At 55.8% G+C, this 13,034-nt stretch carries 11 protein-coding genes; 7 read left to right on the forward strand and 4 right to left on the reverse strand.

Going from position 1 to position 13,034, the window contains the following annotated elements:
* The first annotated feature begins 138 nt into the window (after positions 1-138).
* From ACMTNU_RS07845 to ACMTNU_RS07855, 3 genes are all read left to right on the forward strand, one after another.
* Entirely contained in the window at positions 139-1,110 is a 972-nt protein-coding gene (locus tag ACMTNU_RS07845; protein WP_413934679.1) for an ATP-binding cassette domain-containing protein, read from the forward strand.
* Positions 1,111-1,323: 213 nt separating this feature from the next.
* Positions 1,324-2,103, forward strand: coding sequence for an ABC transporter permease (locus ACMTNU_RS07850; protein ID WP_413934680.1), 780 nt, complete (start codon positions 1,324-1,326; stop codon positions 2,101-2,103).
* 102 nt (positions 2,104-2,205) lie between these two features.
* Entirely contained in the window at positions 2,206-3,066 is an 861-nt protein-coding gene (locus tag ACMTNU_RS07855) for a SirB1 family protein (RefSeq protein ID WP_413934681.1), read from the forward strand.
* A 115-nt stretch (positions 3,067-3,181) separates the two neighbouring features.
* Here ACMTNU_RS07855 and ACMTNU_RS07860 read toward each other — a convergent pair whose 3' ends face one another.
* Positions 3,182-3,937: an MBL fold metallo-hydrolase gene (locus tag ACMTNU_RS07860; RefSeq protein ID WP_413934682.1), complete on the reverse strand. Its 756-nt coding sequence runs from the start codon at positions 3,935-3,937 to the stop codon at positions 3,182-3,184.
* 16 nt (positions 3,938-3,953) lie between these two features.
* The gene (locus tag ACMTNU_RS07865; protein WP_413934683.1) at positions 3,954-7,349 is read right to left on the reverse strand and encodes an adenylate/guanylate cyclase domain-containing protein; all 3,396 of its coding nucleotides are present in this window, start codon (positions 7,347-7,349) and stop codon (positions 3,954-3,956) included.
* 475 nt (positions 7,350-7,824) lie between these two features.
* Between ACMTNU_RS07865 and ACMTNU_RS07870 the strand changes: the two genes are divergently transcribed.
* Positions 7,825-8,460, forward strand: a complete 636-nt coding sequence (locus ACMTNU_RS07870) for a HEAT repeat domain-containing protein (RefSeq protein WP_413934684.1) — start codon at positions 7,825-7,827, stop codon at positions 8,458-8,460.
* 62 nt (positions 8,461-8,522) lie between these two features.
* On the opposite strand, the gene ACMTNU_RS07875 is transcribed toward ACMTNU_RS07870, so the two are convergent.
* A complete protein-coding gene (locus ACMTNU_RS07875) occupies positions 8,523-9,356 on the reverse strand; it encodes a metallophosphoesterase (RefSeq protein WP_413934685.1) in 834 nt (277 codons plus the stop codon).
* An 82-nt stretch (positions 9,357-9,438) separates the two neighbouring features.
* On the opposite strand from ACMTNU_RS07875, the gene truD reads away from it, so the two are divergent.
* The 3 genes from truD (at position 9,439) to ACMTNU_RS07890 (ending at position 12,598) form a co-directional block, all read left to right on the forward strand.
* Positions 9,439-10,491, forward strand: coding sequence for a tRNA pseudouridine(13) synthase TruD (gene truD / locus ACMTNU_RS07880; protein WP_413934686.1), 1,053 nt, complete (start codon positions 9,439-9,441; stop codon positions 10,489-10,491).
* A gap of 65 nt (positions 10,492-10,556) precedes the next feature.
* Positions 10,557-11,801, forward strand: coding sequence for a TIGR00300 family protein (locus tag ACMTNU_RS07885; RefSeq protein ID WP_413934687.1), 1,245 nt, complete (start codon positions 10,557-10,559; stop codon positions 11,799-11,801).
* Positions 11,798-12,598, forward strand: a complete 801-nt coding sequence (locus ACMTNU_RS07890; RefSeq protein WP_413934688.1) for a dimethylarginine dimethylaminohydrolase family protein — start codon at positions 11,798-11,800, stop codon at positions 12,596-12,598. The genes ACMTNU_RS07885 and ACMTNU_RS07890 overlap by 4 nt, the downstream gene beginning before the upstream one ends.
* A 77-nt stretch (positions 12,599-12,675) precedes the next feature.
* On the opposite strand, the gene ACMTNU_RS07895 is transcribed toward ACMTNU_RS07890, so the two are convergent.
* Positions 12,676-13,032, reverse strand: a complete 357-nt coding sequence (locus ACMTNU_RS07895; RefSeq protein ID WP_413934689.1) for a hypothetical protein — start codon at positions 13,030-13,032, stop codon at positions 12,676-12,678.
* Positions 13,033-13,034: the final 2 nt, after the last annotated feature.

The raw sequence follows: 13,034 nt of genomic DNA on the forward strand, positions 1-13,034 counted from the left end.
AAGGCTATTCGGCCTCCCCCTCGCTGGAAAAACAATTCCTGCAGGAGACCGAGGGGCTACATCGGCGCTCTCATCGCTTGTAACGATCTCGTTCAATTCATGTTGCACGAACATCAAGGCATAAAAGGTTGGGACTAAATGGATCGTACGATCGCTATCAACGTCAACCGTCTCTGTAAAACCTATGACAGCCATAAAGCTGTCGATGACCTCTCGTTCTCGGTCTACGCCGGAGAGATTTTCGGCTTGCTGGGACCGAACGGCGCGGGAAAGAGCACGACTCTGCGCACCCTGATCACGCTGTTGCACCCCACTTCGGGAACGGCCACCGTCATGGGGCACGACACGGTGCGGGATGCGGACACGGTCCGGACCCTCATCGGATATGTCCCGCAAGAACGGGCGATCGATCGGTTTCTGACCGGGCGTGAACACCTGCAGCTCCTCGGTGCGCTTTATCATTTGACAACAGACGAGGCCACCAAACGGATCAACGAACTCCTGAAATTAGTGGACTTGGAAGACCACGCCGACAGACCGGCCAAAACCTATTCCGGCGGCATGAAGCGCAAACTCGACATCGCCTGTGGCCTGTTGCCGAATCCAAAGATTTTGTTTCTCGACGAACCGACCTTGGGCCTCGACGTCCAGAGCCGTCTCCGCATTTGGGAATATGTCCGGATGCTCAAAGCCCGCGGCATGACGGTCGTCATGACGACGAACTATCTGGATGAAGCCGATCAACTGTGTGATCGGCTCGCGATTATCGACGGCGGCAAGATCAAAACACTCGGCTCTCCGGTCGAGCTCAAGATCGCGCTTGGAGGGGACATCGTGTCCCTGACTCTCAAGGAATTGGATCGGATCCCCTCGCTTGAAACTGAATTGAACGGCCGCCCGGCGATCAAGTCCGTCCGGACGACGACCAAGGGTTTGGATATCAGGGTGGAGTCGCCCGAGAAGGCGCTGCCCGCAATTCTCGACGCAGCCAATCGATTGGGCTGCAGTATCGAATTCATTCAATACAACCGACCACGCTTGGACGATGTGTTCATCGCCCATACAGGCCGGGCCATTACTGAATCGATCCCCGAGACCGAGTCGGCGTGATAGCAGGTTGTGGGAAAAATTTAACACCAACAAGATGACTGAACTGTTCTGTACGGTTTGAATGCGAACATAACGTCAGGATGCTCAAAAAGGCTGTCCGGCAAGGCCGCAGCGAGCGAAGGGGCGAGGCGTACGCTTCGGTACGTTGAGCTTCTGAGTGACGCGAGAACGTAGCTGGCGGCCTTTTTCAGCATCCTGCTAGTAAGGAGTCACGTGGAGCACTATTGGCAAGAAATCAGCGCATTGACCATGCGATGGGTCCGTCGGCTCAGCCGGGAAAAATTCAGCATGCTGTTCACCCTGGTGCAGCCGATGTTATTTTGGCTCATCTTCTTCGGCAATCTGTTTCAACGGGCCGCAGACACCCAGGTCATGCAGGCGCCCAACTACATCAGCTTCCTCGCAGCCGGGGTCGTCATCATGACGGTCCTGAACAACGGCTTGGCCGGTGGGGTTGATCTGCTGTTCGATAAGGAAAACGGATTCCTGGAACGATTGATGTCGACGCCGATCCACCGCACCTCCGTCATTCTCAGCCGCTTCATCTTCGTCATGGCGATTACATCCATGCAAGTCCTCGTCATTCTCGGTGTGTCGTACCTCTTCGGCGTCCATCCGGCAACCGGGATCCTTGGCGTCGCAACCATTCTGTTGATCGGCATGATGTTCGGCGTCGGCTTGACGGCCATTTCCATGGCCATGGCCTTCTCCGTGAAGAGTCACGGCGATTTCTTTTCCGTCCTGGGATTTCTATCCCTGCCCATGATTTTCCTGAGCTCCGCGTTAGTGCCGCTCACCGCAATGCCGGGCTGGATGAGCTTTCTTGCGCAATTCAACCCGATGACCTGGGCGATCGATGCCGTACGCCCATTGATATTGTCAGGCTGGACCGAAGCCTTGCCGCACGTCGGCATGGTGATCCTGGTCATGCTCGTGTTCGATGCCCTCTGTCTCTATGGCGGAGCCAAGGCGTTCCGGCGAGCCATGGGATAATCCCATCCATGATGCCCTGATCCCTTGACTGACACTGTAATCCGTCGGATGATAACGGTATGGGTGTCAGTCGGCAGGTCTGTGAGCAACAACAAGCGTGACATGATGATCCCGGAAAGTCAGATACGTGCCCTCATCCGCCTCCTCTCCGATGAAGACGACCGTATCGTCCGCACCATCAGCGGAAGACTGATTGATATCGGCCCTTCAGCCGTCCCACTGCTCCAAGAGGCGGAAATTGAACAGCCCGAAATGGCCAACCGCATTGCCTCCGTGCTCGAAGAGATCCGAGGAGGCAAGCTGGAGGACGAGCTGACGGAGCTGGCTGCGTTGCCGGATGATGCGATGAGCCTGGAAACCGGGGCGTTTCTGATCGCGCGCTACGCCTATCCGGCGCTGGATGTGGCTCGCTATCATGACCAATTGGATACGATGGCTGCCGAAGTTCGAGCCCGTATCGGCCAACGGGCGTCCGGGGAAGAGGCCGTCAACGCCCTCAACCGCTATCTGTTCACAGAGCAAGGATTTAAAGGCAACACCAAGAACTATTACGAGGTGGAGAACAGCTATCTCAACTGCGTCATGGACCGACGAGTCGGGATCCCGATCAGTCTGTCGGTTGTGTACCTTCTCATCGGACAACGGCTTGCCTTTCCGCTCTTCGGCATCGGGATGCCGGGACATTTCTTGGTGAAGTACGAGTCCGACCGGTACAACATCTTCATCGACTGTTTCAATGGAGGAGCCCTGCTGACGGAAAAAAACTGCGCTCGGTTCCTCACCGAGGCGGGCTACGGGTTTGAAGAGAAATATCTCGAAAAAAGTCAGGTTCGGGCGATTTTGTCACGCATGCTCAAGAACCTCTTGGCCATCTACGCCAAGGCCGACGACTCCGTGAAGATTGCTCGTGTGACCAAGTTCATTGAGATTCTAGGTGGAGCTCCCCGCGAGGAAGGCTTGTAATAGCCCACCGCAGCGAACAGGCTGAAGTCGAGGATACGGCTGAGTAGAAGTGAGACCTCGTCAACCTTAGCCGTAACCTTCATGAAGCCGGCCAACTTTCCAATGGCCTGCTCAGCTAGACTCGAATCGTGAGCAGATCCTTCCCCTTCCAGATCTTGCCGTAGTACTCCTCACCAGCCTGAGCTTTGACGTCATAGCGATCGGCAATCGGATAAAAATGCGAGAGCACGAGCTGCCCCACCCCAGCCTCCTTCGCAATCTGCCCGCATTGGCCCGCATGCAGATGGGCGGGGCCTGGACGATTGGCAGGGAAGGAGCAATCGAGCACAACCACATCCGCCCCTCGACACAGGGAGACGATCGCCTCGCAGTATTGCGTGTCGCCTGAATACACAACCGCCTTGCCTCGATATTCAATTCGATAGCCGACGCTGGAGAGATCGGGCACATGGACTACAGGTTTGGGGATGATGCGCGTGTCGCCGATTGAGAAAGGCTTGCCCGACACCTCCTTGAACGTGACTTTGAACGGCGCCGGAGAGAAGCTGGGGAAGCTCTGCATGATCGACCGCAAGAGTCGAATGGTTCCTTTGGGGCCGATCAGCGTCATCCCCGGGCGAGAGCCACCTCCATATTTGGCGTAGATCACTGCATCGAAAAAAAAGGTGATGAAGTCGGAAAAGTGATCGGCGTGAAAATGCGAGAACAAGAGATGCGTGATCTTGTGCCGGTTCACACCAGTTTTGATCAGGTTCATTAACGTGCGTGGGCCGAAATCGAGCAGAATCTGTTGGTCGGTACGCACCAGATACCCGGCCGCGGCACGCACGGGATGGACGTTGGTTCCGGAACCGAGAATAGTTAGGCGCATGGCTTCTTCATCCTTCTCATCCATCAAGGTCCGAAAGGATGGCTTCCGCTTCGAGCAACTCAGGATTGGAAGTCCGTACGGTAATCTTCGAGCAAGCCGCTTGCAACACACTCCTTGCGGCATCCGATCGGTTCAGTTTTTTCAAAAGTCTCCCCATGCTCATGGCGGCTCGAAGTTCAAACATCGTCGCATGCTGTTCCTGCGCGATCTTCACGGCTCCTGCAAAGCACTGCTCCGCGTCGGAAACGGATGGCTCAGATTGTTCCAGCAGGAGCTCACCTTGCAGACGAAGCAATTCCGCCTGCCAGCAACGTTCTCCCTCAACGCGAACAAGCTTCTGGGCCGCTGACAGTGCAGCCAAGCCTTCATCGATACGTTTCTTCCGCAAGTAGACTTCTGCGAGCATCGCCAACGTAAACGCGTTGTTGAGTCTGACGCCTGCTGCTTGTGCAGCGGAGAGACCGTTCACTAACTGATCCAGCCCTTCGTCACGCCCCTTCTCAGCCAGAGCCCATCCGTGCAGGGAAGTCGCCCACGCCAATGTGACTTCGAACGAGTATTTGGTGGAAATGGCGATGGCTTCTGCGGAAAGAACCAGAGTTTTGTCCACATCCCGGATAGTGGAATAGACCCAAGAAGCCGTCGCCAATGCAAACGCCAGAGTGAAGGGATGCTCTAGCTCCCGTGCCATGTGAATGGCCTCTTTCGCCAGCCCCTCGACCTCATCGACCTCGCCCAATATCCAGAGTGTTCGGGCCAACATAATTCTGGCTGTGATGCCGGGGTCTTGAGTATACGGTTGGGGCTGTGATTGGTGTCTCTGAGGGTTATACAGAGACTTGGCCGCGAGGAGATGGGTTTTAGCTTCGTCGAACCGGCCAAGGAGAGTATAGGCTGAGCCGATGCTTTCGTGGGCTCGAATGAGCAAGTCCGGATTCTGCTTGCGGCTCGCGAAGGCCAGAAGGTGTTCGGCCAGGTCGCACGCTGTTGCGAGCGAGCCTCCGACCAAATGAAACACCCACAACCCCCACACCGCTAGAAAGTAATACTCGGAATCGCCGTGGCCTTGAGAAAGCTCGCGCGCCCGAAGATAATTCCGCTCAATCTCCGCCGATGCATATCCCTTCACCGTGACGAGTGGGGCTCCACGCGCAATGAGCAGGTCCAACTCCAACCCATCACGCTCAGGCCCTGCCGGCAATTCGTTCAGCAACGCCAAGGCACTCTTGAAATAGTTCAGTGCTTCGACATTGGCCGATCGTGCGACATCTCTGTACGCGGCAAGGCGCCAATACTCAACAGCAGGCCCGTTCAATCCCGCCTGTTCATAGTGATATCCCAGCAACTCAGGTTCTGTTTTGACCCGTTCCTCGAACCGACTCTCCAATGTTTTCCCAATGCGGGCATGGAGCACCCGGCGTGCTTTTTTGGGCAATGTGCTATAGGCAGCATCTTGAATGAGCGCATGCTTGAACATGAATTTGGCCGTCGGGATCTCACCCTCCTGAAAGATGAGCCCCGATGCACCAAGCGAGTGAAGGGCCTGCTTCAACTCACCCTCCGGGACATCGACGGTCTCCCGCAACAATTCATAGCTAAACTCCCGTCCGATTGCAGATCCAATCTGGACGATCTCTTTCGCTGGCCCCAACCGGTCGATCCGCTCCATGAGCAAGGCTTGCAAGCTATCCGGAATAGACAACTCCTTCAATGGCTCCTTCAGGCTGAAGATGCTGTTCCCTTCCGTGAGCAGACCGGATTCCAGGAGATTTTCTGTCAACTCTTCGAGATAAAGAGGCACCCCATCAGTCTTCGCAAGGATCGCCTGTTGGACCTCCGGCGGAAGAGCTCTCCCGCCGGTCATCGAGGCAACAAGCTCGGCGCTTTGCCGGCGTGGAAGCCGATTCAAGGTTAACCCTGTGACATGGCCATACTGCGTCCATGCCGGCATAAAATCAGGTCGAAACGTGATCAGCAACAACACGCGCATCCGCTGAATATGGTCGATGATTCGTGTCACAAGGTCTATCGTGGTCGGATCAAGCCAATGGGCATCTTCCAGAATGAGGAGTGTCGGCCGATGATCGGCCAGCCGCTGAAGCTGCCGCACGAACGCGTCAAGCGTCATGTCCTTCCGTTTATCCGGCGACATCGTGAGCAGCGAGTGCTGGACCTCCCCAGGAATTGACAAGAGCTCTGCCGACAAAGACACCGTGGTCTGGTCGTCGATGCCGATGCTGCGAACAAAGGTGTGAAGCTTTGTTCGTTGCGTACGGGGATCGTCTTCACTGGTCAGCGCCGCTGCCTGCCGGAGGCAATGGATCACGGGATAGAGCGCCGTGTTCGTGTGATACGGTGAACATTGCAATTCGATCGTCTGGTGAGGCTCATCTACCAGCCGGTCTCGCACGCTGCGGCACAGTCGTGACTTGCCGATGCCGGCTTCTCCGCACAGGAGCACAACCTGTCCATCCCCACCGACTGCTTCGCGCCAGCGCCCCAAGAGCAGTGCCGATTCGTGCTCCCTGCCGATAAAACTGGCCAATCGTGCGGCTCGGTACGACTCGAATCGACTGGTTGATGCCTTTGTACCAAGAACCCGCCAGACCTGGATCGGCTCGTCGAACCCCTTGAGGGACACGCTTCCATGGTCCGTGAATTCAAACTCATTGCCGACGAGCCGCTTCGTCGCTGAGTCCACAACCAACTGATTGGGTTCAGCTATCCCTTGAAGACGAGAGGCCAGATTCGGAGTTTCACCGAAAACGGACCGTTCTTTGGCCGTTTCTTGCCCGATAATTTCTCCAACAATCACCTTCCCGGTTGCTATTCCGATTCGTACCGCAATTCCAGATTCTGGAGATGAAAGATGCTCTCGTGAAGAGGTTTTCACCAAATCAAGGATGGCCAGGCCGGCATGGACCGCACGTTCAGCATCATGTTCGTGCGCATACGGATATCCGAAATACACCAAGAGTCCGTCACCCATATATTTTGCGATATAGCCGTTGAATCGACCAACCGCTTGGCTACAGGCCTCCAAGAACCGCCGGATAATGTCTTGAAGGTCTTCAGGATCCAGCCGGCGAGCCAGCGCCGTCGAGCCCACAAGATCACAAAACATGACGGTCAATTGCCGTCGTTCTGCTTGATCGCGACTGGAGAAGGATGGTGGTATTTCTTGTGCAACGGTTACGGCGGAAGAGGCCGCATGATCTCTCTCACCGCTTTGGGACAATTGCGCGATAGCACGCAGGAGCCTTTTCCGATGACCCAACAATACGCCCAGGGACGTCAAGTCCTCGTCCTTCAGATCGGACAAGACATCCCAGGTAATAGCATTCTGCAGAAACACTTCGCGGTAGCGATCCAGCCCTAGGCTCTCCAGCCATGCGGACACACGATCATCCATGATCAATACCGTCTCAGATAGCTATTCAAACGCTGAGCACCGAAAGGGAAAAGACGGGTGATGCCGCTCTTGCAGAACGCAATGGTTTCATCGAGAGTAGCCATATGCCAAACGACTCGACAAAGATTCTCCTTCAACCCCTTATGCAAGAAAGAGAGTATCGGTTGATCCCCATCGGATGTCCATGATCGCCTACCAACTCGAACGAGTGATTCTGTAGTCAATCAATCACAAGGCAACCGGACCACATGCCACGTCGCCTGGCACATTCTGAGGCAGATCGTTCACATTTGTTGATCTTTTTGAGTCTCACAGGTCAGGATTTCGATTAAGTATGGCTTCTGCGACAATTGCAAGTCAATTATTCACGGCGCAGACGAACGGATCTTCACTCGATCATCACTCTCTTCGGAAAAAACCGTCTCGAACGCGATTCGTTGACGGCCAATCAACTTCGCCCGTATGATTTCTCCCCATGGCGAAACAACCTCAACAGGGCCAGATAATCCCCGTCTTGTTTGTCGCCCTGATCATCCTGATCATCGTGGTGATGTGGATCTGGAAGCGGCTTTCGGCCGAATCACAGGACTATATCGTCGATCAGGCAGTGCCGATGACCATCATCGGCCTTATCTCTACCCTTCTCCTGTTCATTCCCATCAGAATGCTTCGGCGCCGCCAGCTACGATCACGAGAACGAACCAGGCTGTTGGCGTTATTTCATCGAGAAACCAGCCAAGAGAAGCGGCTGGATCTGGTTTTTGCTCTACTAGAAAACAACGAGTATCACATCAATGGACTTGAATCCGTGGCCCCAGCCTTGAAAGAGCTGTTGGCAACAACCCTCCAACGGGCATTAGGCGACAAACAACATCGCATCCGTGGCATGGCAGCCAGTCATCTCGGTGCGTTACAAGATTTGTCAGCGGTCCCGCTGCTAGTGAAGACTCTGGACGATGACCATGCCTACGTCCGTGCCTGCGCTGCTTTGGGACTCGGGCGACTCCGGGCAACGGAAGCGCGTGAGCGTCTAAAAGCAGCGATGGAGCATGATTGGGATCAAACTGTCAGAAGCCGAGCGAGGGAAGCACTGGAACGGATGCGGTCCTAACATCACGCCAATAGACATTCACGACGCTGAATCGGCAATGTTGCTTGGAAATCTGTCTATTCCTATACCCACTCGATTACCGCGATTTCTGGTCGGCAGTTCCATCGAAAGGGAAGAAAGGACCACCCCACTCCACGGTTGACGTACAGTCGGTGCACACCTGACCGATGCCAACCTGCTATCCGGCCACCACATCCGGGTGGGAGCCAGAAGGTCGGAATCCCCGGCACACGCCACTGCCCCCCGTGACTGTGCCCACACAAGATCAAATCGATGGCGTGGTGCGGTTCCACCTGATCAAGAATATTGGGCGCATGGGCCAGCAGCAGTGTAAAGCGATGGTCCGCCCGAGCCGGAAGACAGCGCAGATCAGCGCGGTGGAGTGATGGATCATCGACGCCGACGATCATCAGCTCTCCCCCTGTCACTGAGACGACAGCACTCTGGTTCACCAACAAGGAGATCTTGTGCCGATCGGCCAGTTCGGCATACTCTGCCACCGAGACACCGCTGTAATGATCGTGATTACCCAGGGTCATGTAGATTGGCGCAATAGCGCGAAGACGGCCAAGAAACCGGAACAGATGCGGCAGCCCTTCTGGTACATTGAGCAGGTCGCCGGTGATCACGATCCAGTCCGGCTGGAGGTCGCCGACGATCTGGACCATACGATCATGCCGCGAACCATATCGATCGATATGCAGGTCGGTGAGGTGGACCGCACGGCGACCGGCAAGTAACCTGTGCATATGGGTATGGTGAGTCACTTCATAGTCGGAAAGGCCATATTCCCAGTTTGGGACAAGGCTGAACAGCCGGTAGAGCGGATGGCCCAGCGCATGGCCGATGGAAGCCCGTGCGAGATCAGGCCATGACGACGCGTGTCGCGCGCTCATTCTCTATCCCTCGATCCTTTCTTCACGCGGATAGGAAAAAGTATAGCAGGCGGTCGTTGAGCCCAAATCATACAAAGGACCGATGGAACGACTGAACGAGCCATTTCTGACAAGCGACCTTCCTGGAATCGGCGGACGAATCCGTTCTGTACCGGAGGACTTCCAAGTTGAAGAGCGACCACTCTACCTACCCTGCGGGGAAGGGGAACACCTCTACATCACCATCACGAAACGCGGGCTGTCCACGCCCGACCTCGTCCGACGACTCTCCTCAATATTAGGCATCAAGGCACAGGCTATTGGTGTCGCAGGACTGAAAGACGCACGAGCCGTTACGACACAGATGATTTCCCTCCAAAGCGTGTCGCCCGAACAGGTCGCTGGCCTCTCCCTCGATCACACCATCCTGAATGTGACCATCCTAGGGCGACATCGCAATCGGCTCCGGACCGGTCACCATGCCGGCAATCGTTTCCGTCTGACCATTCGTGAGGTTGCCGGCCACGCCAAGGACACCGTCCCGGCGGTTCTTGAACGACTCGCCAGACGCGGAATCCCGAACTACTTCGGGCCCCAACGGCAAGGGAAGGATGGGGCCAACTACCAAACCGGCGCGGCCTTACTCCATGATGCCCGCCGACGCGAGAAAATGAATCGCAACCAGCGCATCTGGTATCTCAATACCTATCAGTCGTTTTTGTTTAATCGGATTCTTGCCAGCCGGATCGATCAGATCGATCGTCTGTTCATCGGCGACTGGGCGATGAAGCAGGACAACGGCGCCTGCTTCCAGGTTGACGATGCGGAGAAAGAGCAGCCGCGCGCGGATCGCTTTGAGATCAGCCCGACCGGAATTCTTTTCGGCTCACGTGTCTCCTGGGCCGGCGGCGAACCCGGGGCCATTGAAGAAGCCGTCATCACCGAAACGGGCGCCACCAAAGACTCCCTCATTAGCGCTGCCAAGGCCTGTGGCTTTCGAGGAGAACGTCGTGCACTTCGTGTTCCTCTCACTGAACTGGACTGGTCGCTGAACGGAAACGTCGTGACGCTGTCTTTCGGCCTGCCGCCTGGCGCCTATGCGACGAGTGTGCTTCGTGAATTGATGAAAACCCCTTCGATACACTCCTCGTCCTGAACTGTCATTTTCTTCTCCCTGCTTCACTGAGTGATAGAATACCAATAGAGGCGGTGAGTAAAGCGATGAGCACCTACCACGAAACTGTCGTCCTGCAGGGACACATCATCGACTCGCTCATACTGGCGAAGGTCCTGGACCGTATCGTGATGATGGGTGGTACCTTCGACCTTCAGGACGTCAACATCGGAAAGACACGGGAACAACCATCCAGCGCCCGCATTGTGATCAGAGCCGCCTCCAAAGCGTTCTTAGACGAGATTCTCAACGCGATTCAACCCCATGGCGCCTTGATCGAGCGTGGGACAGACTGTCGGACTGAACTAGTGCCTGACGATGGGATCCTTCCCGATACCTTCTATGCCACCACCCATTTGCCCACTCAGATCCGAATAGCTGGTCGCTGGCTTGACGTCGATCGAATCGAGATGGATCTTGCGATCGTGGTCAATGAGGAAGGCTCTGCGGCCCATGCTATTCCGATGGGAGACGTTCGTCGCGGAGATCGTGTCATTGTCGGACGAGAGGGGATTCGGGTCATCCCGCTGCAACGCCCACATGAACGTGATGTCTTTGGCTTCATGGAGTCTCAGGTGTCCGCTGAGCGGCCCCATGGTCATATCATCGCCGACATTGCAACACGAATGCGTCAATTGCGAGAACGGCATCGGCAGGGACAGACAGATGCCAAGGTTTTATTGGCCGGTGGACCGGCCATTATTCACGCCGGTGGGCGCGATGCACTCACCTGGCTAATCGAACAGGGGTTTATTCACATCCTTTTTTGCGGCAATGCCCTCGCGGCCCACGATATGGAAGCAGATCTGTACGGCACTTCTCTCGGTTACAAACTGACCGGGGGACAGCCCCTTCCGCATGGGCATGAACATCATTTGCGAACCATCAATCGCATCCGTACGATTGGCAGCATTGAGGCTGCGGTGCATTCAGGAGTAGTCAAACAGGGAATTATGGCAGCTTGTGTCCGCCAGACAGTGCCGGTAGTTATGGCCGGCACGATTCGCGACGACGGCCCCCTCCCCGGCGTGATCACGGATTCGGTTCATGCCCAGCAAGCCATGCGCGCGTTGATTCCTGGTGTCGGCTTGGCGCTCCTGGTCGCTTCCACCTTGCACTCCATCGCAACAGGCAATCTGCTGCCGGCCACCATCCCGACGGTCTGTGTGGATATCAATCCTTCCGTCCCAACCAAGCTGGCTGATCGTGGCAGCTTTCAAGCAGTCGGTCTCGTCATGGATGCAGGGTCATTTCTGACCGAGGTGGGCAGAACTTTAGGAAGGCTAGTATGAGCCGTCTTCTCGTCTGCCCACCGGATTTTTTCGGTATCGAGTATGAGATTAATCCTTGGATGCGCCTCAGCAACCGAGTCGACCACGAGCGAGCCGCCTCACAGTGGCAGACCTTGATGAAGATTTTTGAACAGGACTTGGGAATCGTCCTGGAACGAATGGTCCCGATTCCTGGACTGCCTGATCTTGTCTTTACGGCCAATGCCGGGCTGGTCGTCGGGCACACAGCCGTCGTCAGTCACTTCCGATATCCTGAACGCCAGCGAGAAGAGGCTCATTTCGAGCATTGGTTTCGCCAGCAGGGATATGAGGTCATGACGGTGGAGGCTGGTCTTCACTTTGAAGGCGCAGGCGACCTTCTTGGGTTTTCAGATACCTGGTTCGGTGGCTATCGGCAGCGATCCGATATCGGCATGTACCCGATCCTCAGCGAGCGTTTTCATCGGGAAATTATTCCGCTTGAACTCATCGACGGTCGTTTCTACCATTTGGACACCTGTCTCTGTCCGTTAAGCGGTGGCGAGCTGCTGTATTTTCCTGCCGCATTCGATCACGATGGTCGAGAAGTGCTCGCGGCGCGCATCCCCACCGAGCGTCATCTGGTCGTCCCTGAGCACGAAGCGCTGAAGTTTGCCTGTAACGCAGTCTGTGTGGAGAAGCATGTGGTTCTTCCTGCCGGATGTCCCACGACGGAAGGCTTACTGCAGGAACGGGGATATGACACCCATGCGGTTCAGCTCGATGAGTTCATGAAATCGGGCGGGTCAGCCAAATGCTTGACGCTGGCGCTGGATTGAGCAAAGTCATCGGTCATTAGCCAATCAATGGACAGACACGAATCTATTCTGACCAATGACGAATGACCGCTGACCACTCACTTTGTTCTGAACAGAAACGCCCCATACATTCCGGCAATCGCAATGGTCACCAGCTCAATGGTCAGGAGCATGCGGCTCACCACCGCCTCCGCGGCTGGCGGAGAGAGGATGAAATGCATGCCAAGAAATTCCGGGGTCTGATTCGGTGGCGTTTCCCATGGCGGAAACAGCAGCGCCAGAATCAGCGCCGCGACCATGCCGTAGAGGATGGACAGGTTGAGCTGATCGGGAGGGATCGCACGAGGTTCAGCGCTCGATGTACGCTCCGCAGTCCTATCAAGCCGCCGACCGCACTGAACACAAAACCGGTTAATTTCTGGTTGCGATCGACTACAAGTGGGACAGAGTTGCATGG

The organism is Nitrospira sp. BLG_1 (assembly GCF_047338595.1).
Lineage (GTDB): Bacteria > Nitrospirota > Nitrospiria > Nitrospirales > Nitrospiraceae > Nitrospira_D.

Coding starts and splice junctions, on each gene's coding strand:
- ACMTNU_RS07845 (WP_413934679.1), top strand. CDS start 139: ATGGATCGTACGATCGCTATCAACGTCAACCGTCTCTGTAAAACCTAT.
- ACMTNU_RS07855 (WP_413934681.1), top strand. CDS start 2,206: ATGATGATCCCGGAAAGTCAGATACGTGCCCTCATCCGCCTCCTCTCC.
- ACMTNU_RS07860 (WP_413934682.1), bottom strand. CDS start 3,937: ATGCGCCTAACTATTCTCGGTTCCGGAACCAACGTCCATCCCGTGCGT.
- ACMTNU_RS07865 (WP_413934683.1), bottom strand. CDS start 7,349: ATGGATGATCGTGTGTCCGCATGGCTGGAGAGCCTAGGGCTGGATCGC.
- ACMTNU_RS07870 (WP_413934684.1), top strand. CDS start 7,825: ATGGCGAAACAACCTCAACAGGGCCAGATAATCCCCGTCTTGTTTGTC.
- ACMTNU_RS07875 (WP_413934685.1), bottom strand. CDS start 9,356: ATGAGCGCGCGACACGCGTCGTCATGGCCTGATCTCGCACGGGCTTCC.
- truD (WP_413934686.1), top strand. CDS start 9,439: ATGGAACGACTGAACGAGCCATTTCTGACAAGCGACCTTCCTGGAATC.
- ACMTNU_RS07885 (WP_413934687.1), top strand. CDS start 10,557: ATGAGCACCTACCACGAAACTGTCGTCCTGCAGGGACACATCATCGAC.
- ACMTNU_RS07890 (WP_413934688.1), top strand. CDS start 11,798: ATGAGCCGTCTTCTCGTCTGCCCACCGGATTTTTTCGGTATCGAGTAT.
- ACMTNU_RS07895 (WP_413934689.1), bottom strand. CDS start 13,032: ATGCAACTCTGTCCCACTTGTAGTCGATCGCAACCAGAAATTAACCGG.